At 57.5% G+C, this 21255-nt stretch carries 24 protein-coding genes; 13 read left to right on the top strand and 11 right to left on the bottom strand.

Going from position 1 to position 21255, the window contains the following annotated elements:
* Nucleotides 1-2: 2 nt before the first annotated feature.
* Nucleotides 3-1019: a metal ABC transporter solute-binding protein, Zn/Mn family gene (locus DXY31_RS07370; protein WP_114993173.1), complete on the bottom strand. Its 1017-nt coding sequence runs from the start codon at nucleotides 1017-1019 to the stop codon at nucleotides 3-5.
* Nucleotides 1020-1147: 128 nt separating this feature from the next.
* Here DXY31_RS07370 and DXY31_RS07365 point away from each other — a divergent pair, with 128 nt between their 5' ends.
* From DXY31_RS07365 to DXY31_RS07350, 4 genes are read left to right on the top strand one after another with little or no spacing between them, the layout of a single operon-like run.
* Entirely contained in the window at nucleotides 1148-2485 is a 1338-nt protein-coding gene (locus DXY31_RS07365; RefSeq protein WP_114993172.1) for a GTP-binding protein, read from the top strand.
* A complete protein-coding gene (locus DXY31_RS07360) occupies nucleotides 2473-3522 on the top strand; it encodes a WD40 repeat domain-containing protein (RefSeq protein ID WP_114993171.1) in 1050 nt (349 codons plus the stop codon). Before DXY31_RS07365 ends, DXY31_RS07360 begins: the two co-directional genes overlap by 13 nt.
* Nucleotides 3523-3547: 25 nt before the next feature.
* A complete protein-coding gene (locus DXY31_RS07355) occupies nucleotides 3548-4357 on the top strand; it encodes a VanW family protein (protein ID WP_114993170.1) in 810 nt (269 codons plus the stop codon).
* Nucleotides 4358-4409: 52 nt separating this feature from the next.
* The gene (locus tag DXY31_RS07350; RefSeq protein ID WP_114993169.1) at nucleotides 4410-4670 is read left to right on the top strand and encodes a hypothetical protein; all 261 of its coding nucleotides are present in this window, start codon (nucleotides 4410-4412) and stop codon (nucleotides 4668-4670) included.
* 7 nt (nucleotides 4671-4677) lie between these two features.
* Here DXY31_RS07350 and DXY31_RS07345 read toward each other — a convergent pair whose 3' ends face one another.
* Nucleotides 4678-5097: a lipocalin-like domain-containing protein gene (locus tag DXY31_RS07345; RefSeq protein ID WP_256359619.1), complete on the bottom strand. Its 420-nt coding sequence runs from the start codon at nucleotides 5095-5097 to the stop codon at nucleotides 4678-4680.
* A 256-nt stretch (nucleotides 5098-5353) separates the two neighbouring features.
* Here DXY31_RS07345 and DXY31_RS07340 point away from each other — a divergent pair, with 256 nt between their 5' ends.
* Nucleotides 5354-5536 carry a hypothetical protein gene (locus DXY31_RS07340; protein ID WP_114993167.1) on the top strand — a complete coding sequence of 61 codons (183 nt, stop codon included), beginning with the start codon at nucleotides 5354-5356 and terminating at the stop codon, nucleotides 5534-5536.
* Between the two features lie 86 nt (nucleotides 5537-5622).
* Nucleotides 5623-6828, top strand: a complete 1206-nt coding sequence (locus tag DXY31_RS07335; RefSeq protein WP_114993225.1) for a glycosyltransferase family 2 protein — start codon at nucleotides 5623-5625, stop codon at nucleotides 6826-6828.
* On the opposite strand, the gene DXY31_RS07330 is transcribed toward DXY31_RS07335, so the two are convergent.
* Together DXY31_RS07330 and DXY31_RS07325 are read right to left on the bottom strand one after the other, a co-directional pair.
* Nucleotides 6829-7593 (bottom strand): GAF domain-containing protein, encoded by a 765-nt coding sequence (locus tag DXY31_RS07330; protein ID WP_114993224.1) that lies wholly within the window; start codon nucleotides 7591-7593, stop codon nucleotides 6829-6831. It abuts the gene before it with no gap.
* A 496-nt stretch (nucleotides 7594-8089) separates the two neighbouring features.
* Nucleotides 8090-8479 (bottom strand): putative quinol monooxygenase, encoded by a 390-nt coding sequence (locus DXY31_RS07325; RefSeq protein WP_114993166.1) that lies wholly within the window; start codon nucleotides 8477-8479, stop codon nucleotides 8090-8092.
* Nucleotides 8480-8533: 54 nt separating this feature from the next.
* On the opposite strand from DXY31_RS07325, the gene DXY31_RS07320 reads away from it, so the two are divergent.
* Entirely contained in the window at nucleotides 8534-9070 is a 537-nt protein-coding gene (locus DXY31_RS07320; RefSeq protein WP_244279626.1) for a cupin domain-containing protein, read from the top strand.
* 21 nt (nucleotides 9071-9091) lie between these two features.
* Here the strand turns inward: DXY31_RS07320 and DXY31_RS07315 are convergent, their stop codons facing one another.
* Both DXY31_RS07315 and DXY31_RS07310 read right to left on the bottom strand, forming a co-directional pair.
* Nucleotides 9092-9832 (bottom strand): class I SAM-dependent methyltransferase, encoded by a 741-nt coding sequence (locus tag DXY31_RS07315; RefSeq protein ID WP_170953609.1) that lies wholly within the window; start codon nucleotides 9830-9832, stop codon nucleotides 9092-9094.
* Between the two features lie 49 nt (nucleotides 9833-9881).
* Nucleotides 9882-10358, bottom strand: coding sequence for a cupin domain-containing protein (locus DXY31_RS07310; RefSeq protein ID WP_170953608.1), 477 nt, complete (start codon nucleotides 10356-10358; stop codon nucleotides 9882-9884).
* A gap of 69 nt (nucleotides 10359-10427) precedes the next feature.
* Between DXY31_RS07310 and DXY31_RS07305 the strand changes: the two genes are divergently transcribed.
* A complete protein-coding gene (locus DXY31_RS07305) occupies nucleotides 10428-10847 on the top strand; it encodes a DoxX family protein (RefSeq protein ID WP_114993164.1) in 420 nt (139 codons plus the stop codon).
* A gap of 71 nt (nucleotides 10848-10918) precedes the next feature.
* Here the strand turns inward: DXY31_RS07305 and DXY31_RS07300 are convergent, their stop codons facing one another.
* A complete protein-coding gene (locus tag DXY31_RS07300; RefSeq protein WP_066907954.1) occupies nucleotides 10919-11113 on the bottom strand; it encodes a hypothetical protein in 195 nt (64 codons plus the stop codon).
* 94 nt (nucleotides 11114-11207) lie between these two features.
* Nucleotides 11208-11354 (bottom strand): hypothetical protein, encoded by a 147-nt coding sequence (locus DXY31_RS16890; protein WP_170953607.1) that lies wholly within the window; start codon nucleotides 11352-11354, stop codon nucleotides 11208-11210.
* Between the two features lie 144 nt (nucleotides 11355-11498).
* Between DXY31_RS16890 and DXY31_RS07295 the strand changes: the two genes are divergently transcribed.
* Genes DXY31_RS07295 through DXY31_RS07285 form a run of 3 tightly spaced genes read left to right on the top strand, consistent with a single transcriptional unit; the run spans nucleotide 11499 to nucleotide 14952 of the window.
* Nucleotides 11499-12314 carry an SdiA-regulated domain-containing protein gene (locus DXY31_RS07295; protein ID WP_244279624.1) on the top strand — a complete coding sequence of 272 codons (816 nt, stop codon included), beginning with the start codon at nucleotides 11499-11501 and terminating at the stop codon, nucleotides 12312-12314.
* Nucleotides 12307-13272, top strand: a complete 966-nt coding sequence (locus tag DXY31_RS07290; RefSeq protein WP_114993163.1) for an SDR family NAD(P)-dependent oxidoreductase — start codon at nucleotides 12307-12309, stop codon at nucleotides 13270-13272. The genes DXY31_RS07295 and DXY31_RS07290 overlap by 8 nt, the downstream gene beginning before the upstream one ends.
* Before the next feature lie 45 nt (nucleotides 13273-13317).
* Nucleotides 13318-14952: an FAD-dependent oxidoreductase gene (locus DXY31_RS07285; RefSeq protein ID WP_114993162.1), complete on the top strand. Its 1635-nt coding sequence runs from the start codon at nucleotides 13318-13320 to the stop codon at nucleotides 14950-14952.
* A gap of 51 nt (nucleotides 14953-15003) precedes the next feature.
* On the opposite strand, the gene DXY31_RS07280 is transcribed toward DXY31_RS07285, so the two are convergent.
* Entirely contained in the window at nucleotides 15004-17733 is a 2730-nt protein-coding gene (locus DXY31_RS07280; RefSeq protein ID WP_114993161.1) for a DUF1254 domain-containing protein, read from the bottom strand.
* A 205-nt stretch (nucleotides 17734-17938) separates the two neighbouring features.
* Here DXY31_RS07280 and DXY31_RS16420 point away from each other — a divergent pair, with 205 nt between their 5' ends.
* The gene (locus tag DXY31_RS16420) at nucleotides 17939-18169 is read left to right on the top strand and encodes a hypothetical protein (RefSeq protein WP_137024934.1); all 231 of its coding nucleotides are present in this window, start codon (nucleotides 17939-17941) and stop codon (nucleotides 18167-18169) included.
* A 184-nt stretch (nucleotides 18170-18353) separates the two neighbouring features.
* Here the strand turns inward: DXY31_RS16420 and DXY31_RS07275 are convergent, their stop codons facing one another.
* Nucleotides 18354-20090 carry a gamma-glutamyltransferase family protein gene (locus tag DXY31_RS07275; RefSeq protein WP_114993220.1) on the bottom strand — a complete coding sequence of 579 codons (1737 nt, stop codon included), beginning with the start codon at nucleotides 20088-20090 and terminating at the stop codon, nucleotides 18354-18356.
* A 101-nt stretch (nucleotides 20091-20191) separates the two neighbouring features.
* The gene (locus tag DXY31_RS07270; protein WP_114993219.1) at nucleotides 20192-20698 is read right to left on the bottom strand and encodes a DUF3828 domain-containing protein; all 507 of its coding nucleotides are present in this window, start codon (nucleotides 20696-20698) and stop codon (nucleotides 20192-20194) included.
* A gap of 289 nt (nucleotides 20699-20987) precedes the next feature.
* Between DXY31_RS07270 and DXY31_RS16885 the strand changes: the two genes are divergently transcribed.
* Nucleotides 20988-21155 (top strand): hypothetical protein, encoded by a 168-nt coding sequence (locus DXY31_RS16885; protein ID WP_206749803.1) that lies wholly within the window; start codon nucleotides 20988-20990, stop codon nucleotides 21153-21155.
* Nucleotides 21156-21255: the final 100 nt, after the last annotated feature.

Below are 21255 nucleotides of genomic sequence, written 5' to 3'. Positions count from 1 at the left end.
CGTCAGTCCCCAATGGCATTGATCAGATTGTTGACGTTGGAGCGCATCACCTCAAAGTAAGTTCCTGGCTTCTTGGCGGACTCTGCTGAGCCGGTCTCAAGCGGGTTGAATTCAACGATATTCACCCCGAGATCTTTCGCCAAGGCATTGAAAGAACGATTGCCCTCCTGAGGCTCGCTGAGCAGGGCTTTCAAGCCTGATTGCTTGACCTGAGCGGCCACCCGTTGCAGATCGGCCGGGCTTGGATTCATCTCCGGCAGGTCAACCAGGAATTCCGCTTTCAGCGAATAACGGTTGGCGAAGTAGGTGGCGAAGTCGTGGAAGGCAACGAATGTCTTACCGCTGTAAGGCTTGAGCTTGGCAGTGAACTCCGTGTTCAGCTCCTCGAGCTTGGCGGTGTATTGGTCTGCATTCTTCTTGTATCCATCGGCGCAACTGGGGTCAGCTTTGACAAGCCCGTCTCTGATGTTCTCGACCTGCTGGGCAGCGCGAACCGGGTCGAGCCAGATGTGGGGATCGTATTCACCATGGCTGTGTCCATGGCCGTGATCGTGGTCATCATCATCGTCATGGTGCTCACCCTCATGGTGTTCACCGTCGTGATGGTCATCGTCGTGGTGGTCAGCATGGTGTCCGCCACCAGCCGCTTTGATTGTCTCCACGCCACTGCTGGAATCAATCACCACCAGATCCTTGTTGTCAGCTGAACTGATCAGATCATCGAGGAACTCCTCCATTCCCAGTCCGTTTTTGACCAGGACATTCGCCCCGCTGAGATCTGCCAAGTCGGAGGGTGTGGCCTGAAAATCATGGGGCCCCAGATTGGGCGGAATCAATGACGTGACCTCTGCGCAGTCGCCAGATACCGCTTCAGTGAACAGTGTGATCGGCAGAAAAGTGGTGACCACTTTCACTCTCTTGGCCTGGCTTGCCTCATTGTTGGTTGCATTCGGTGCTCCGCAGGCCACTAGGCCGACCAGGAGAGAGATTGCGCCTAGGCGCGAAAACACAGAAGCCATTCAGTTGTGAAAGCTAAGACGAATTTGATAACGCAGGCTCGATAGAGCTCAGCGCTTAAGAATGATAATCATTATCGCAGCGGCTGGCTGGCCTCACTAGCCTGTTGAAAGAGTGCCGCCCAAGACCTATGTATCAAAAAGTACCCGTTACGATTCTCACCGGCTATTTGGGCTCCGGCAAGACAACTTTATTGAATAAAATATTAAGTGAAGAACACGGCAAGCGTATTGCCGTGATTGAAAATGAGTATGGGGAAGTAGGTATTGATCAGGGACTTGTGATCAATGCTGATGAGGAAGTTTTTGAAATGTCCAATGGGTGCATTTGTTGCACTGTGAGAGGGGATTTGATCAGAGTTCTGGGAAACCTGATGAAGCGACGCGACAAATTTGATTACGTCCTCGTTGAAACCACCGGACTTGCTGATCCCGGGCCGGTTGCTCAGACATTTTTTATGGATGATGAAATTCGGGAAGAATTCACTCTTGATGGAATAGTCACACTCATTGATGCTGCCCATATTGACCAACAACTTGAGAGAAGCAATGAGAGCTCTGAACAAGTGGCATTCGCAGATGTGCTGATCCTCAACAAGTCTGACCTTGTGCCTGAAGAATCACTGGTGAAGTTGGAATCACGCCTGCGGGATATGAACACCATGGCCCGCGTGGTGCGCAGCACTCAGGCTGAAGTACCTGTCGAGACGGTGCTCAATCTGAGCGCCTTCGATCTTGATCAGATCCTTGAGCGTCGGCCCACCTTCCTTGAACCTGAATATCCCTTTGAATGGACTGGGGTCTACAAACTTGAGCCAGGTCAGTATGAGATGACTCTCGAAGAGGGCCCTGATCCTGAGATGTCTTTGGTAGCTATCCCAGGACAAAAAGTTGATGAAGATGCACTGAAGCAGAGTGCAGAGCAGTGCGTTCGGCTGTTTGCCCAGGCCGCTCAATCACTTGAGCCAGGTGATTCCATCGCGCCCAATCAGCATCTAAGCCTTCAGTTGAATTCAAAAGGGACTAAATCTTTTCTGTTCGAAGTCAAGAGCGAGAAAACGATCGGGTTCTATGCCCAGCACACGGCTGAAGAGTTTGACCTGAAGATCATCAAGGCAGGTCAATCAGTGAGCCCGGTTAAAGAGCGCGTCTGGGTTGCAGAGCATGAGCATGACGATGAGGTCGGCTCAATTGCTATCGAACGGCAGGGCAATGTTGACCCTGAAAAACTCAATCAATGGATCGGAGCACTGCTGGCAGAAAAAGGAGTGGATATTTTCAGAACCAAGGGCTTCATCAGCTATCAGAACGAATCTCGGAGGGTTGTGTTTCAGGGAGTCCACATGCTGTTCACCGCCCAGCCTGGGCAAGAGTGGGGAGATGCACCGCGCTGTAATCAGCTTGTGTTCATCGGCCGTAATCTTGATGAGGCTCAGATGCGCAAGGACTTTGACCAATGCCTGATCTGAAGACGTTTGCCCCCCAGGGCATGCTTCATGAGGGTTGGACTGCCCAGGTTGATGACTACGCGCTGGCCTGTGGATGGACGGGCGATGGAGACAATCTGCTGGTCGGCGATGTTGCTGGTGGACTGTCTCTGTTTGCAGGCAAGACCGGCGAACTGATCTGGACCAAAAACAACATTCACCAGGGCGGTTTACTGGCTTTGGCGATTCATCCGAAAGGGGATCGTTTCGCCACATCCGGCCAGGATGGATGCGTGCTGATTTGGGATAGTCAGCGAGGAGAAATCTTGCATTCGATCAAGCCTGGACGAGGCTGGGTTGAGCATCTGGCCTGGTCAGGCAGCGGCGAAATGTTGGCGGTTGCCGCATCGAAAAACGTTCACATCTATCACCCTGATGGTGTTGAGAAATGGTGCACTGAGGACCACCCCAGCACGGTCAGTTCGATCTCTTGGTCCAAGCCTGATGAGCTCGCCACTGCTTGCTATGGAAAGGTCAGCTTCTTTGACATCACCAGGCAGCAAGTTGCGCAGGAATTGAAATGGCAGGGATCACTGGTCTCCATGGTGCTCAGTCCCGATGGAGACATCGTGGCCTGCGGTAGCCAGGACAATTCAGTGCATTTCTGGCGCCGTTCAACCGGGCTGGATGCCGAGATGACCGGCTATCCAGGCAAGCCCAGTCAACTGGCGTTTGATCAGAACGGTCAGTTTCTGGCCACCGGTGGCAGTGACCAGATCATTGTGTGGAATTTTCAAGGTGATGGTCCAGAAGGATCATTGCCTGGGCAGCTTGTACTCCATCCTGAGCCGATTTCGTCGCTGGCTTTTGCACATGAAGGACTGATTTTGGCCTCAGGTGCACGAGATGGTTCGGTGTTCGTCTGGCTGCTTGATCACAATGGTGATGGCAATCCACTGGGAGGCGCCTTCACCGCTGAGAAGATCAGTGCAGTGTGTTGGAAGCCGGACGACACCGCATTGGCGGCAATCGATTCCGACGGACGGGTCTCTGTGTGGCCGTTCAAAATTCGTGGTTGACCAGTGATCGATCTCTCTGCTCGGAATGTTTGAGCTTTCCCAACCCATTCAACGCAGCAGAATCCGGCAAGTGCTGGGGCGTGAGTTCCACATCGCAAAAAGAAAGATCCACTGGTTTACGGGTGGCCAGACCTGGGCGACTCGTTCGGACTCCCTGGTGATCAAACATCTGAAGTTCCATCATCAGTCGTTGATTCTTCGCCCTTTGCGAGGCGTTGATCTTCAGCTTCAACACAACAAGCGCAGGAATCTCGAGCTGGCCATTGCCCGATTGGACAGGGTTGTTTTGCGCCCTGGAGACACATTTTCAGTGTGGAAGTTGCTTGGTCGACCCTCAAGAAGCAAAGGTTATCTGGATGGTTTGGTTTTGAAACAGGGGACGATTGCTCAAGGTCCGGGAGGTGGACTTTGTCAGCTTGGAAATCTCTTGTTTTGGATTGCAGGGCATAGTCCTCTCACACTCACAGAGCGTTGGCGGCATGGATTTGATGTTTTCCCTGATGTGAATCGATCAATACCTTTCGGGGCAGGTGCAACACTGGCTTACAACTATGTTGACCTTCAGTTGACCAATCACACACCCTATTGCTTTCGTATTCATTTATGGCTGGATAAGACCCACCTGCATGGTGAGCTCTTTTGTGACATCAACTATTCCTCGATTTACATCCTGGAAGAGCGTCATCACCAGATCAAGCAGCAGGTCTGGGGTGGCTATTCCAGGCACAATCAGATTTTCCAGATTCAACAGAACATGGATGGCTCCAGCTCGGAACAGTTGCTTGTCGAGAACCATGCTCTGATGATGTATGAGCCCTTGTTGACAGCGGCTTGAGCTGTAGGCGGTTGTTGTGGCTAGCTAGTTGGTGTGACGAGTGTCTCTGCCCATGGACTGGATGCTGCTGCTGTTGATTGCCGCTTCACATCTGGCCAGTGCCTTCCTCGCTGCGACGCTTGCGCAGCAGAAGGCGCGCAACAGCCGGATGTGGTTTCTTGCGGGCCTGGTGTTCGGGCTGCTGGGTCTGATCGCTGCTGCTGGTCTCCCCGATCGTCACCAAATCGTTTTCCTGCGCCATCTCGCTGAGGCACAGGGGTACCGGAACCGTCATGGATCAGGGGGCAAGGGCGGTAGCTCACGCAAGCCCTGACGGTTCATCAACAACGCCGAAACGTGACGTTGCTGCGGCTAAGCCCTTGTTCTGTCCAGTTCGGCATCACTCTCCAGGGAGTTTGCACACTTAGTTGATCCTGCTCGATTTGGTAATAACGGGTCTGCTCCGTCCCAACCCATTCGGGATTCCATGCCACATGCACCTTGGTGATCCATCGGTCTGCCTCCAGCCTGTAGGTTCCGGTGTAAGCAATCACACTATTAAGTAAATCAGCGCTGTCTTTTTCGCTTTCCCGCGGTTTTCGTCCTTCAGCAGTGAGCGTGAATGAGACATGACCATCCGTTGTGAAAATCACAACACCTGTTGGTTTTTTCCCCATTGGCTCAAAGATAGTTCCGCTCGATTTAACTTCGATTTCGTAGCGCATCAGTTGCCAGACGCCAGAAAGATGGGCGGTTTTCACTGAGTTTATTCTGCGTGGCTTCAGAGAAGAGAAGGTCAAAACAGGTGAAGGGCCTTTTCAAAAGAATTACCGATGCTGTGCAGCTTGTACAGCCTTGTCGACTTGCTGAATCCACTGATTTCTGGAACAAATCTGTTGAATCGTGGCCGTTGATACCAGCGATTCACTGCCATCGATTCTTGATCTCTGATCTGTGATCGATCACACATCAGCTTGCGTTCAGCTGCGGTGTCATGCGCCCATCTGCGGCTGCTTCATGGGTTCTGTTTCCAGACTTAAAAGTTCTTCCTCTGGTCCATCCATCAACAGCTGTGCTGAAGAGTCGGTTTGCGTGCAGTTCTGGATGAACGGCTGTTCCCAAGTCGCCCACGTGAGTCGCTCCGGTCTCGGTCGCTACCGCCGAGATTTGTTGGCAACTGGTGCTGTGCTGTTGAACTGAGTCATTGGATGTCCCTGCTTGTGGACTCGCGTCGGTTGTTCAGAAGCCCAGGGTGATTTCCTGGAGTGATCAATCCGGATCTTGCCTTGAACCCTCTGCTGATCGCAGCCCTGGTGTTGGTGGCCATCGCTATTGCTGCCTGCTCTGGTCTGTTGATTGTCCTGGTTGGGTTGCAGCGGGTTTTTTCGATTGCCCCTTGCCTGGAGGCCGCCACCGAGTTTGACCCTCCGGACACCTCGCTGTGCGTGGTCATCCCTGCCTACAACGAAGCCGAGAACATTGGTTCTTGTTTGAGCAGTGTGCTTACCAGTGATCGTCCCTGTTGTGAGTGGCAGGTGCTGGTGGTGGATGACGACTCCGCGGATGTCACCGCTGAAAGGGCAGCGCAAACGGCGGCTGAACACAATGCTGACGGTCCGCCGTTTGAGCTGCTCAGGGCTGGTCCGCGCCCTGCCGGTGAGCGTTGGGTGGGCAAGAATTGGGCCTGCACGCGAGCCATGGAGCAGGTGCGCAGCCACTGGGTGCTGTTCATCGATGCCGATGTGCGTCTGCAGCCCGAAGCTTTGCGCCGTGCACTCGCTCAGGCGATCCGGGAGGAGGCGGATCTGTTCAGCCTGGCCCCGCGGCTCGGTTGCGGCTGCCTGGCGGAATGGATGGTGCAACCGATCATGGCCAGTCTGCTGGGGCTGGGGTTTCCGATCGAGGCCACCAATGATCCTGATTCAGTGGTGGCCTTCGCGGCAGGGCCGTTCATGCTGTTTCGCCGTAGCGCTTATGAGGCCGTCGGCGGCCATCGCGCCCTCGCTGCCGAGGTGGTGGAGGATCTGGCCTTGGCTAGGGGCATTAAGGCTGCTGGCTTCCGCTTGCGCTACCTGCTCGGTCTTGATGCCGTGGATCTGCGCATGTATGCCGATCTGCCTTCACTCTGGGAGGGGTGGACCAAAAACTGGTTGATCGGACTCGATCGCGATGTGGGTAAGGCTCTCGCTGCCGCAGCTGTGGTTGTGCTGATGTTCAGTGGTCCCTGGCTGCTGCTGCCTTCGGCGCTTGTGTTGCTTTGGCTGTTGCCCCAGCTGTCGATCTGGTGGCTGCTATTGGTGGGGTTGTCGGCGCTGGGGATTGGGGAGCAGCTGGTCCTGCGTCTCTGGCAGCGCCGGCGCTTTGATGTGCCGCTCACCTACTGGTGGCTGATGGGTGCCGGCGGCCTGCTGTTGGGGGCGATCGGACCGGTGTCGGTGTGGCGAACGCTCACTGGCCGCGGCTGGACCTGGAAAGGTCGTCAGCTGTCTTGATCAGACCTCATCACTGATCACCTGCGCCGATTTCTCAGCGTGTTGTCCAGACTCCCTGCTCTCTGCCTGCCAGGCCTCCAGGACTTCAGGGAAGTGTTCTTCGATGCAGCTGTCGCAGATGCCATGGGAGAAGTTCAGGGTGCTGCGTTTGGCGAGGTACTGATCGAGATGGACCCAATCGCCCCGCTCATCTTTGGCTTTGCGGCAATAGCTGCAGGTGGAGATGATTCCCGAAGGCTTGCTTTCGGAGCAGAACGACTCGAGCAGATTGATTGATCGTTTTCTCAGATCAAGGAACGAAACCACCTGTCGGGACAGGGCTTCCATGATCTGCAGCTGATTGGTTGAGAGCTGGTTGGGCTTTCGGTCGATGACACACAAGGTGCCGATCCGGTGCTCCGTTTCGTTGTTGAGTGGAAAGCCGGCATAGAACCTGATCTTCGGGTCACCGCAGACGAGCGGGTTGTCGATAAAGCGATCGTCGCGCAACGCATCGGTCACGATCAGGGGCTGGTCGGTATGGATGGCATGGGCGCAGAACGACCAATCTCTGGGGGTTTGCTCGGCCTCTATGCCCACCTTTGATTTGAACCACTGCCTTTCGCTATCCACCAGGCTCAGCAGTGCAATCGGTGTTTCGCACACCAGTGAGGCCATGTGGGTGATGTCGTCGTACGACTGCTCAGGGCGTGTGCCAAGAATCCTGTATTCACTCAGGGCCTTGAGGCGTTCCTGTTCGAATTCAGGGATGAGAGCGGTTTTCATCACCTGGTCCAGTTGCACCCCAAGGTATGTGTTGTTCCGCAACCGTGCTGATGCAGCAATGGAAGTTCACGCCGTTGCAATACATCTGTGAAGTTTCAATATAAATGGTTGATTGATGCGCTCTGTGGTCTTCCCGCGTGTTGGCGATGGCGAAAAATTGTTGTAGGACGAAACTGAAATCGCCCTAACTTTGCACGATTGATGAAGACTTTTTTCAGGCGGTCTACGCTGGTTTACCCCGTACCAACGTATTAAAAATTTTTTTCGGCTTTTTGGCTCGTTAATTGGTCGTTTGTCTATTCATGCCGTGTTCTCAGATGAGCCTTAGATTCTGAGGATTGTTCGATCTCAGAATTCAGCGGCATCTCTGAAATCAGCTGAAAAAGATCCACTCAGTACGCACTCAAGCCATGCCGAGTTGAAACCGGCTCAATTTCAGAGAATTGCCACGCCAGGTCTGAACCTGTTGAAGCTCTGAACGGTTTGAAGGTGGTGTTCAACAACGGCTGTAGCCCAGTCGGCTTTCAAAGATCTTCAGCGGTAACCCGAACGACTCCATCAGGGTGCGGCATTCGGCGCCGACGGTGCCGTACACCTCGATGCTGAAGCCATCTCCCAATTCGGCATGCCTCTGCAGATACTCCTGCACCGGTGGATTGTTCACGTGCGCTGCGAAGGCCGCATCGTTGGCGTAGACCTCGGACCAGACGAAAGCCTCGGGGTCAGCTGGATCTTGATCAAAGGTGTGATGCAGCATGCCGGGCTCATTGGCCTGGACTGCTGCATCGGTGGCTTCAGCAAGCTTCAGATAGTCATCCACGCAGCCCGGTTTCACATGAATGCGCGCCAGCAACATAAACGGGGTGGATGCATCGAATTCGGCCATCGCTTTCCAGAGTGAGAGCTAATTTTGGCCTGAATCAAGACTGGCTGCTGAATCATGGTCACACTGACCGAGGTGTCTGATTTGGCTTCCCTATCCATGCGCAAGATTGTTCTTCCCGCCCTGGCGGCAGCCTCTGTTGTGATGACGGGTGTTGCCGGTTGTTCGAACCGCGGCACTGAAACCACGAACGCCGCTGCGCCTGGTTCCGCACTGGCCGCTTCAACGGAGGTCAAGATTGAAGAGGTATTCAAAGGCTCAAAGACGCTCAACGGCACTCAGCTGAGTTACCCGGAGGGAAAGACGGAGCTGCGTCTCTTCAAGGTTGAGATTCCCGTGGGCGGCAAGATTCCTCTGCATACCCACCCCGCTCCGATGCTGGTGTACGTGCAGGGTGTTGATTCCGGTGATGTTCTCAACACCCGTCTTCAGCCGGATGGCACCGAGGTGAGCAGCGTCTTCAAGCCCGGTGAAAGTTTCCTTGAGGGCTCCTCCGAACCCCACTTTTTGGAGAACAAGAGCGATAAGCCTGCTGTCATCTGGGTGATGGTGGCGTCGGTGGAAGGACTGCCCACCACCGAATGGATCAAATGACGCGCGGATGCCACCTCCTGTTCAGGCCCGGATGGCTTCGATCAGGCAGAACGGTGGTGTGGCCATGATTGCTGTCCAGTAATCGGCTCCCAGCGCCTCTACCCCTTTTTCCGCCAGAATTGGCTGCGGCCAGCGCACCTGTTGCAGACCGCAGTCCTCCATCAGCATCTGCATCACCTCACGGCTGATGTAGTAATCGGTGAGTTCGAAGACGCCGCCGTCTTCCAAGACGAAGCGGTAATGGATCGCGGCCCCTTCTACCAGAGGTCCATCAATGCTTTTGCTGTATCCGTAGGGGCGACCCGCTTTGAAGTTCGAAGGGTGGTCGTCGGGATTGTTGTTGAGGGCCACCAGCCGACCCCCCGGGCGCAACAGGCTGCTGACAGTGCGGAACTGGGCTCGCAGTTCTTCGCGGTTGCGGGCATGGTTGAAAAGGTAGCCCGCAAACACCAGATCAACCGGCTGCTCCAGCACCAGGTCGGCGGCATCACCGACCTGGTAGTGGATCCCGACGGGATGGCTCCGTTCCTGGGATCGTGCCAGCTCCACCATGTCGCCGGATAGGTCGATCCCCAGCACCTCGGCGGCACCGAGCTGATTCAGCAAGCGGGAATAGTGACCTTCCCCACAGCCAAGATCGATGACGGACTGGCCACTCAGGTCCCCGAGCAGCGCCAGTGCGGAGGGTTGCTCAAGGTAGGTGCGCCAGGGCTGGCGCTTGGCTGTCTGATAGTCGGCGGCATGTCCCTGATAGTCGCTCACGCTGCCGAGTCCGCGGGCCTTCAGCTTATGAATGCTGTGATCAGGTCATTCATGGTTGTGTTTGCGGTACCAGATCGATCACCACGGCGGTGGCTGGTTGATCCGAGTCGTTTCTCCAGCCGTGGAGCACCCCGGTGGACTCGAACACCGCATCTCCGGTTTTGCGCTGGAGGGAACGTGGCCCGGATCCGTCATCGCGGATCTCGATCAGGGAGCCATTGATCAGGTAGGCGACACCGGGCCGTTGCTGATGCTGATGCCAGGCCACCGATCCACCGGGAGCAATGGTGATTCTTCGGGTGCGTAGCACTCGACCTTGCAGTGCGGCGAATTCCCTGGAAAGATCCAGGCTGCCCAGGGGTTCCACGCTTACCTTCTCGGTTGTGGACGGAGCATCACGGGGGGCAGTGCGTTGTTCGCTGGCGGGCGTCACGGTCTGGGGGCTGTGGTTTCCGTGCGCCAGAGCCCCTGCGCCCGGAAGTAGCAAGCCGGCGAAGGTGATCAGTGAGAGGACGGGAGCTCGCATGGCCTCACTTGAATCGGTCACTATTGTTTCAACCACTACTAAGGCGTTGCCCGCGACCGCACGATCGATATGACTACCCCCGTCTCGCCCTCTCGGGTTCTGGATTTTTTGGGCCGCTTGTTTCTTGCTGCTGTGTTTGTGCATGCGCTGCCCGGCAAGCTCACCGACTTCACTGGCAATGCGGGTTTCATCGCCTCTAAAGGGATTCCTGAACCGCTGGCCAATGTGCTGCTGTTCGCAGCGATTCTGGTGCTAATCGCCGGTTCGATCCTGCTGGTGTTCGGCGGCGACACAATCCTGGGTGCCGCACTGTTGCTGGTGTTTCTGGTGCCCACCACCCTGATCTTCCATACCTTCCCGATCGACACAGGCCTTTATATGAACCTGGCGCTGATCGGTGGTCTGATCCTGGCTATTACCCGCTCAACGGCCAATGCCACGCCTAATTTCCGCAAGGTGCGCGCCAAGGCCTTCGACAGCATTCGCTGAGTTTGGTCTGATGGCCAAGGCCATAAAAAAACCCCACTTGAGGGTGGGGGTCGTAACGCTTGTTCAACTCCTCACTCGTCGAACACTTTGCACATCGGTGAACCGGGATGGGTGTCGCAGATCTCGTCGAGCACCTTGTCGCGGTGTCGACTGTCGGGGTTGTTAACACCCGCATCCTTTTTGGGGTCGAACTCCTCAGATGAATGCTTTTCGTTGGTGCCGTAAGGCAACTCATACTCCTCGAACTTGTGCTTGCCATCAGACATCGCGCAATTCCTCCTGCAGAACGAATTCCTGATGTCCAGACATTAGAGAGCCTGGGGGAGGAGCTGAGCAATTTTGGTAATTCTTCCGTTGAGCTCAGTTTCCGGAGGAGCGTGCGGGCTTGGGCTGGATGCGCAGGCGCTGAGGGATTTCGCTTGCACTTGGTAGTTGCAGCTGGGCTTCGGCCCAGTCCTGCATCAGTGCCTCCAGCAGGGATTGACGATCGCCGAACAGCCGAAGCATTGCCCTTGCATCTGAGATTCAGTCTCAACAAAGCATGGCCGTTCCTCTTAGAGCAAGTGATTCTCATTAGCGTTCACATTGTGTTGCGCCCAGCGGTTCAACGCCCATGGCTGGCCTGAACTGGATTCACAATCAGCTCAGTTGTTGGCTCGGGCGCTGATGGGGGCATTTCGCCTCGAGTTGATCAACAGGCACAACATCGGTGATTCAGGCATCGGCCTGAATGAACCCTCGGGCCTCACCCTGAATGCAGATGGCACGGCGCTCTACACCGTTAGTGACGACACTAAGGCCATCTTTTGTATGGATCTCGAGGGTCGGCTGATGACCAGCGAGTCGTTCTTCGTGAGCGTGTTGGATCTGGAAGGTCTCGCCTTGAGTGGTGATGGCCGCCGGCTATTCGCGGTGCAGGAAGACGCCAACGCCGTGATCAGCATTGATCTCGCCAGTCGCCGCGAACTGCAGCATCGCCCCCTGTCTGAGATGGCTAACTACGCCAGCGTTGCGATGCACTTCCCCGCTCAGCCCGACAACAAGGGCCTGGAGGGGATCACCGTCAATACCAGCAATCAGCACGTGTTCGTGGTCAAGGAAGGCCGTCCCGGTCTGTTGATTGAGCTTGATGCCGGTTGCAGCACGATCCTGTCGTCGAGATTGCTGAATCAGGAGAACGGTTTTTCCCATCCGAACGTGGGGCCTCGCCGCTTGGACTTCTCCGGACTGAGCTACGACAGCCGGCGTGACACGCTCTGGATCGCCAGCGATCAGGGGCAATGCCTGTTCCATTACGACTGGCATCGCAATCGGGTGCTGCAGCGCCTTGATCTGACGCTCCATGAAGGGGGCAAATCCAAAGCTGTGCGCAAAGCCGAAGGCATTGCCGTGGATTCAGCACGTGACAGGGTTTATGTGGTGAGCGATCGTGACGCCGAGCTCTACGTGTTCCAGCTCCATGGCTGATTCTGCATCCCAACGAGTGCTGCTCACTGGAGGCAGTTCTGGTGTGGGATTCGAGGCCGCAAAAGTTCTCAGCGCCCAGGGGCATGAGCTCACGATCCTTTGCCGCAACCAGGCCACGGCCGATCAGACGCTGAGCCAGCTTTCCGGCTCGGCGCGCTCTGTGACCTGCGATCTGGCTGATCTCTCTGCCGTCGAGGAGGTCTGCAACCAGCTGCTGGCAGACGAAACAGCGCTGGATGCCCTGGTGCTTAATGCTGGCTTGCAATACGCCGGTGCTTCCGAAGCACAGTTTTCGGCGCAGAACATCGAACTCACCTTTGCGGTAAACCAGCTGGCTCATCAGCTGATGGCGATGAGGCTGCTGCCGTTGCTTCAGAGGGCAGCCCGCCCGCGGCTGGTGATCACCGCATCAGAGGTGCACAACCCCGGCAGCGGTGCCGGCAAGGTGGGCAAGCCTGCGGATCTCGGAGAGCTGGAGGGTCTGCGGGCCGGCGCTGGCTTCGCGATGCTGAACGGGAGCGCCCGCTTCGACGGCAACAAGGCCTACAAGGACAGCAAGCTCTGCAACGTGCTGATGGCGCGCGAGCTCAACCGGCAGCTGGATGCTGCCATGCCGGTGATCGCCTGGAGCCCAGGGCTGGTGATCACCCGCAACAGCGGCGGCTTTTTTCGGTACAACAAGCGCAGCAATCCGCTGGGCATGGGGGCCTTCGCGTTTGTGGCTCGTGATCTGTTGCGCATCACTGAATCCGTTGACAACGCTGGCCGATTGCTGGCACAGCTGGTGAATGATCCTGAGATCCCGACCGGATTCAGCTATTTCACCAACAAAGTCGTGAGCTTCGGTGGGCATCGACTGGAGCCGACCGACACCAGTGTCGAGGGGGCCGATCTGCAGAAGGCAGAAGCCCTCTGGCAGCTCTCCGCGCAGTTGATCACGCGCAGCCTCAGCACCTGAAGCACCGGCTGATCTCCCTAACTTGTGTCCACGCACAGCAGCGCCATGGCCGAGACGGGTTTTTCAGCAAAACAGCAATCGCATGTGGTGGTGGTGGGCGCTGGCTGGGGCGGTTGGGGTGCGGCCAAGGCGCTCTGTGAAGCCGGTGTGCGCGTGACCTTGATCGATGGGATGGCGGATCCCAGCGTTAGTGAGCCGATCACCACCGAAAGTGGCAAACCGTTTGAAGCCGGCACCCGCGGCTTCTGGAAGGACTACCCCAATATCAATTCACTCACCGATGAGCTGGGGCTCGGCCCGATCTACACCGATTTCACCACCAGTGCTTTTTGGTCGCCGGAAGGTTTGGAGGCCACGGCACCCGTATTTGGTGATGCGCCGCAGCTGCCCAGTCCGGTGGGGCAGGTGCTGGCCACGGTGAAGAACTTCAAGCGGCTGCCGCTGCCTGACCGGCTCAGTATCGCCGGCCTGCTCTACGCCATGCTTGATCTCAACCGCAGCGATGCGGTGTATAGGAGCTACGACGCAATCGATGCGCTGACGCTGTTCAAACAACTGCGCATTAGTGATCGCATGATCGACGACTTCCTGCGGCCCACACTGCTGGTGGGGCTGTTCAAGCCGCCGGAAGAGCTCTCGGCGGCGGTGACCATGGAGCTGCTCTACTACTACGCCCTGGCCCATCAGGATTCGTTTGATGTGCGCTGGATCGGCAGCAAGACAATCGCTGAACAACTGATTGCACCGCTGAGTGCTCAACTGCAAGCTCAGCACCAACTGGAGGTGCTGGGCGGAACGCTAGCCACCAGGCTGAATATGTCTGCCGACGGCCAGAGCATTCGTTCGCTGGAGACCCGCAACCTGATGACAGGCAGCAGCGCTGTGCTCGATGAAGTGGATGCGGTGGTGCTGGCGGTGGGAGCCAAGGGTATGGGTGCCCTGATGGCGCAGTCGCCGCAGTGCGGCGTGCTGGCGCCGGAGCTGTTGCAGGCCGGCACGCTCGGAAGCATCGATGTGGTGTCGGTGCGTCTGTGGCTGGATCGCTACGTGGCGGTTGCCGATCCCGCCAATGTGTTTTCGCGCTTCAATGCACTGCAAGGCTCCGGTGCCACCTTCTTCATGCTCGATCAGTTGCAGAAGGGTGCCGAGTCGGCGCTCTGGGGCGGTCAGACGCCACAGGGATCAGTGATCGCCAGCGACTTCTACAACGCCTCGGCGATCGCGGAGCTCAGTGATCAGCAGATTGTCGACTGCCTGATGCAGGATCTGCTGCCGATGGCGCAGCCTGCCTTCGCTGAGGCCCGAGTGGTGGATCAGGAGGTGCGGCGCTATCCGGGTTCGGTGTCGCTGTTCTCGCCGGGGAGTTTCAGCAAGCGACCACCGCTGGAGACGTCCCTGGCACCGGTGGTCTGCGCCGGCGACTGGGTGCGGATGGGCGCAAGAGAGCATGGTGCCAAGGGGCTGTGCCAGGAACGCGCTTACGTGTGTGGTCTGGAGGCGGGCAACTCGCTGCTGCGGCGCGGCATCGTGCTCGGTGACGGCGTACCCAGAACAAAGCAGCATCCCGTGATCCCGATCCGCTCCGATGAGCCGCAAGTATTGCTGGGGCGTGCGCTCAACAAGCTGGTGATGGATCCGCTGGAGACCCTCGGCATCGAGTGGCCCTGGCTGGCTCGCTAGGTCCCAGACCGATTCTGCCATCGTCAAGACGAACGGAGGTGGCGCTTTGGCTTAAAGGTCAATCGAATGAATCGAGAACAAGCCGTCGTTGCGGTCGTGTTCACTGCTGCCGTAGAGCTGATCCTCAAAGGCGAAGCTGCTGCCGCTGAGCAGATCGAAATGTCGGTAGCCGTTGGCGTTGGCGCTGTCGAATGCCGTGAACATCAACCCTTCACCGTTGAGCACGATCGGGGCGTAGAGCTGACCGGCCTTCAGCTGGATGTCCCCTTCCTGGATCGAACCGATGCTCGTTTCAATCGGAGACTCGGGGTTCATCCGCCTCTCCCAAGCCTTGTCCAGGTAGCTGCTGTCATCGGGCAGGACACCGTCAATGCTGCCGGTGAGGTCGTCGATGGCATAGAAGAAGAGCCTGTTGTCGTCGTCGCTGTCTTGGGAGTAGCTGTAATTCACCGTTGCGGTCTGGCCGTTGAGGGCCTGGGGCAGGATGCTGAGGTCGATCAGGGCTCCAACGACATCGCCGTTGAACGGCGATGTGATGTGGAGGGGGGTGGTGGATCCGAATGCGGCATCTTCGGCTTTCACCCGTTCTTCAGCGGAGTCGCTCAGGAGACTCCAGGTTTCGAGCCGGTTCAGCCCCAGGCGTTCCACCTTCGGCGGCAGGTACAGCTCAGGGGCGGATTTGTTGAGAATCGACTGTCCATCGCTCGTGGGCCAGTAGTAACGCGCCATCACCTGGAATTTGCTGGCTTCTTTTGGATCGGATGACCCTGAGCCAATGGCCAGCGGTGTGGGCAGCCAGTTCTGTGGGTCGCTCTGCGGTTCAAGGCTGGAGAGATGCAGGCGGATTGAACCATCGCTTTGCGCCTGCAGCGTGGTGTCAGAGCTGCTGATCCCTTGTTGCTGATTGGAGCCGAGCTGAGCCACAGGATTGATCCAGCCGAAGCCGATGGAGCTGCCTGTTGAGCCGGTGATATTGGTCGGATCCCCGGCCGAGCCGCCTCCGCCGATGGGGATGCCGCGCCTGCTGAACTCAGGCTCGTAGTCGGACGACAAGGTGAGCAGCAGATTGCTGCCGTCATCCAGATACTCCGCTGATTTCACGTAGTAGATGGTGTCGGGATCCAAGCCCTCAACGTCGATCTCTGAGTCTGTGATCAAGGCTGTGCCCTCGGCTGTGCCTGAATTCCAGTTGCCGGGTGTGCTTGTCTTGAGTTTGCCGTCGACTGTGAGCGTGGCGGTGGCACTGATCGGCGAATAGGTCGTGTTGCTGATGGCGTTTTCGATCAGAAACGGCTGGTAGGCATTGCCGGGATTCGGCTGATAAATCGTGTAAGCCCAGAACCCCTGCGCCGGTCCATTGCTTTCAACAGGATTTTCTGATTCCGGCCGGAATGATGGGATGGTGATTCTGTAGGTGTAGGTGCTTGTCAGTGATTCACCGTGCTGATCAATTTCAGTGGTGGGATACACCGCGTCATTGGGAATGTTGGCGGCACCACCATCCACAGCAGTGCCGGCTCGAACCAGCCATGAACTCCAGTCGTTGGGGTAGACACCGATGTTGTCGTTGGTGATGTTCCAACCGTTGTTGGTGTCTTTCTCGCCTCTCACAAGTTCTGTTGTGGCCGCACGAAGCAGCTCCAGGGCGGCCTGGTAGGACGCTTCGAAGATCACTTCGTCCCTGGCGGACCAGCTGGGTTTGGTGAACCCTGTGCTGAGGTTGAGGCCAATTGCGGCAAAGCGCCTGTTCAGTGCGGCCTGCTTCTCAGCGCCGAGAGCGGAGGGTGGCTGGTAGGAGCGTCTGCTGTCGACAGCATCCTGGTTGACGTTCTGGTTGTCGACCCAGATCTGATACGACGCGGGTGTGGTGCTGGTCTGAGCATCCAGTTCGGATGGCACAGGATTCAGCGTCAGTGCCTGATCGACCTGCTCGAAGAATCTGAAGGCGGACTTCGGAATGTCCCCCCATCTGCGACTTGCTGCATCCACATCGTCACCGGAGGAGGATTCGGTGATCGGCGATGCGTAAGGCACCGTTCCACTGGTCTTGAAGTCGCTCAGTGAGGTGAGTTGAAAGCCCTTTCTGGCCCCATTCTCGCTGCCATTGATGAAGGAACGGGTTGCCTCCATCGTCTCTGCATCCAGAGTGTTGGTGTTGATCCGCGCTGTGATCCATCCTCGCGAGGTGTCCACCTGGAGCACATGCATGCTGGTTTGATTCCCTGTGTCATCGGTGATCTCCACCGTTGAGCCGGCCTGGTCGTAATAGGGGCTGTCAGGGCCTGCCAGAAGGATCAATTGGGGGGTCTTGGAATCACCGTCGATGGGATCTCTTGTCCCAAACGAACCAACTGTGTTGATGTAGCTGTCGAGAACAGCGAGCACGTAGTAGTGATCATCCGGGTTCGCAGGCAGATGCAACACCTGCTCTCCATGATCGCTGTCACTCAGCTGGCTCAGGTCCAGCCAGGCGGTCATGTAGAGCACCGAGGCATTCGGAGCTGGCGCTGAATTCTTGTTCAGCCAGCTGGCAGCAAATGCTGGCTTGAACAGCTCATTGGCTGGTGCCTGGGCAACCGTGTCGAGGTTGTAAAACCGATGGGTTTCATTCAGTGGATAGGACCACAGCGTCGCTGCCATGGCGGAGAGGACGATGTCGGTCTCGTCGTCGCTCAGGTCGCCAAGACCGCTGCTGGATTGAAAGGCCTCAAGCAGTGCCTCGGCATTCAGATCGCTTCCATCGGCTGTGACGTATGCATCGGACCAAGCACGGGAGCTCATGGCATGGAGCAGCAGTCACGAAATCTTCTAGCGAGGCAGCTGGTGTTTCGCAGTTAGTGGTCTGGCTCACTGGCTTGAACCCAGATCAGAGCCTCGACCTGCCGGGTTTGAAGACTGGTTGAACGCGTGGTGAGGTGTTGCTGAGAGTCCTTGACATCACAAATGCAGAGATGCACACATAGAAAAGTCCCCTGTCCTGTCATGCATGGCTCGGTACCTGTTGGCCGTTCTGGCCGCGACTTCCATACTTCCGGCCCAGGCTCAATGGCGTCCTCATACGGACCCAGGCAGGTGCGCCCTGGATTCTGGTTACATCACTGTGGGTAGTAGCACCGTTTGTATCCCTCGCTCGGCCAGTGCAGTGGTTTCAACAGATCCTGCCGGGGAGCTTGCTGGCGGCGCGGATTCAACTGAGCCCGGGGCCTTGGCCGAATAGCCGCCGCTGTCTCAGGCCTTGCGCAGCTGTGACAGCGTGCAGGTGAAACGCTGCAACTATGGCGCTATCCGCAAGGCCAGCAAGTCTTCATCGCTGCGGGGATTCGACGCCGGCGAGGTCCAGGGCTGCATTTGCCGTGGAGGGCAGAAGTTCACGGCAACCGACTTTCTGATTAAGAGGTGGTTTAAGGCAGCGCCAGGGATGTGCCTTCCCGGCGGGGGTCCGCTGCCCCATGCCAGCGGCCGTTGATCCTCTGCACCAGGGCAGTGCCGCTGCCGACGCGTTGACGGCGTATGTCTGTGGCTTCGCTCTGGAGCTGGTCGGGTGGCAGCGGCCAGGACAGCGGTGGATCTTGCTCCAGCACCAGCGTGCGGCCGCGGCTGGAGAGATGGGGAAGCCCCACGGCCCGCTGTGGTGGTTCCCTCCAGATCAGTGAGGAGAGCAGCACCCGGCTGAGCAGATGGGGAATGCTGCGACCGCCGGGGCTGCCGAGTGCTAGTACCGGCTGGTCGTTCTTGAACACCAGTGTCGGTGCCATCGACGACATCGGCCGCCGGCCCGGCAGGCGGCGGTTAGCTACCGATAGTCCGTCAACCAGTGGCTCAAAAGCGAAATCGGTGAGCTGATTGTTCATCACCATGCCGGCCACCAGGTGCCGACTGCCGAACACCGTCTCCACCGACGAGGTGTAGCTGGCGATGTTGCCAAACCCGTCAACGATCGTGACCTGGGTGGTGCCCTGTTCGCGGCCCTTGTCTGGGCGGCCGTAGGGATAGTGATTAAGTCCTGCTGGTAGCCCCGGTTTGGGTTGGACTGCGGGTGTGGCTTGCATGGATTCGGCGCGGGTCTTGATGTAGGTCGGATCGAGCAAGGCCGCGGCGGGAACACCCCCATCGGTCGGGTCATGCACCCAATAGAGGCGGTCGGCATCCGCCCAGGTCTGGGCTTTGGCCAGTTGCCGCCAGGTCTGTGGATCAGCGGCGCTGGATCCGGGCAGATCCGTGGCCTGGCTCAGCAGGGCCAGGGTCTGCAACATGCCCACGCCGCCGCTGCTCGGTGGTGGCATGGTGCAGATTTGGTGCTTCAGTTGCTCGCTGCAAAGCGGTTGGCGACGCGGCACGGAATAAGTGGCTAGATCGGTGTCACTCCAGCCGCGGAATTCAGCTTCGCTGGCTTGCAGCGTGGCCATCTCCCTCAATATCTGCTGGGCTAAAGCGCCTCGATAGAAATCAGGTCCGCCGTCATGCGCCAGTGACACCAGAGTGCGTGCCAGGGCAGGATTGCGGAAGGGCTGATCAGCAGGCGGTGGCTTGCCGCCGGGTAGATAAAGCTCCTGAAACGCTTTGCTGTGACTCACTCCGATGCGCTGGGCCAGGCTGATGGAGCGCAGCAGTCGCGGGCTTGGGCTGAAGCCATCCCTGGCCAGCTTGATCGCCGGTTGCAGCGTGCTTGCCCAGCTCAGGCGCCCGAACTGTTGATGCACGTCCCAGAGCAGCGCCACTGTTCCGGGGATGCCGATTGCATTGAGCCTGGCCGTGGCGTCTCGCCAAGGCATGGGTTGTCCGGTTGGCGTCAGCAGGTCTCCAGGACGGCTACGTTCGGGAGCGACCTCGCGACCATCTAGCACCTCCAAGGTTTGGTGCTGTCCATCCCAGTAGAGAAGGAATCCACCACCGGCGAGGCCAGAGCTCTGTGGTTCAACGACGGCCAGTACAGCCTGAGCTGTGACCAGAGCATCCGCGGCTGTGCCGCCGTTTTTGAGGGCGCTCAGTGCCGACGCACTGGCCAGTGGATTGGCGGTGACGACAACCGCAGAGCCAGCGGCTGTGGAGATGGGCTTGCGGTCTGGGTCGGCGGATTCCGGATCGTCACGGCTGACCGGTGCTGCTGCAGCTGCCGCAAGGCTGCTGGCACTAAGCATCAGTAGCAGAGCTCTGAGTAGTGGAACAGGGCTAGGCAAGCGGCGACGTTGGCTTTGCACATCAGCTTGGCCGTTGCTGAGCGTCTGCGTGGGGGTGTGGTTCAGTGCGTTGGATGCACCAGCTCCTGCAGAAAGCTCCTCAGCTGAAAGACCTTCCCATCGAGATAGGTGATGTTGTTGATGCGCCAGCTGCCTGCGCCGTCCTGGTTCATCTCATACAGCAGCCGGCGTGGGGTTCCGCTGGGTCTGCCGGTGAGGCCGGCCTCCACATCCACCCTTGCCTGGATGCTGTTTCCGTTTTCTGCACTGCAGCCGCTGACCTTGGCTCCGAAGGTGGCAACCTGAGTGTTGCTGAACACATCGAAATCGAGGAAGCGACCATCGCTTGAGGGTGTGAGCTGTCTTGCCTCTATCAGCAACCTGAACAGTGATGGTGTGAAACGCTGGCGCTGGCTGGAGAGCGCTTTGACCCGGTCTTCGTTGCTGTCCATACGCTGCACCTGCCAGCGGTAGAGCCCATCGAGCTGTTCGATCACTCCCTGAGGGCAAGTGCCCATGGTTGTCGGAACCGCCATGGCGATCAGGCTGGTGGCCAGCTCAGTCAGCATCGTTGCGGTGCGGTTGGGGGCAGTCTGACTGCGACAACCACCCAAGACTGTTGTTGGAGCAGCTCATCAAGCCCGTGATTGGATGTCAAAACGGCTGAAGATGTTTTAAGTGGGTGAAAGTGTCAGCTCAAAGAGGTTTTGCGACTGGAGATCAATCACTCCAAAGTGATCGAAGATTAGTTTCATTTGTCTCCAATCACACCGCATTGCTGATTGGGGGGCGGCATTATTTCTTCACGTGGATGGTCATCCGACCAGGACGCGAAATCCAAATAAACGGACAAATTCAATGAGCCGAAGAGGAATTCATCCCCTGCTGATGGGTTTGGATAAGCCCAATCGCAAACCAATCGAGAAGAAACGGGTTGAACTGTCTGGCTATGAATCAGCTCAGCGTAAACGTTTCCTGCGCGCCGAAGCAGAAGCAGAGGAGTCTGAGCAGAGCAAGGCCGCCTGAGGCTGGAAATCGCAAATTGATTGCATCAAGAGGGGGGCGACCTAAGCCGCCTCCGTCCTCATGACGTGGGCGCCCCACCAAGAGCGCTTCCCACTCACCC

The organism is Synechococcus sp. UW179A, assembly GCF_900473965.1.
In the GTDB taxonomy this organism is placed as follows: domain Bacteria; phylum Cyanobacteriota; class Cyanobacteriia; order PCC-6307; family Cyanobiaceae; genus Synechococcus_C.
The sequence above is the reverse complement of the archived record's forward strand: the minus strand, read 5'-3'. Positions and strand labels throughout refer to the sequence as shown.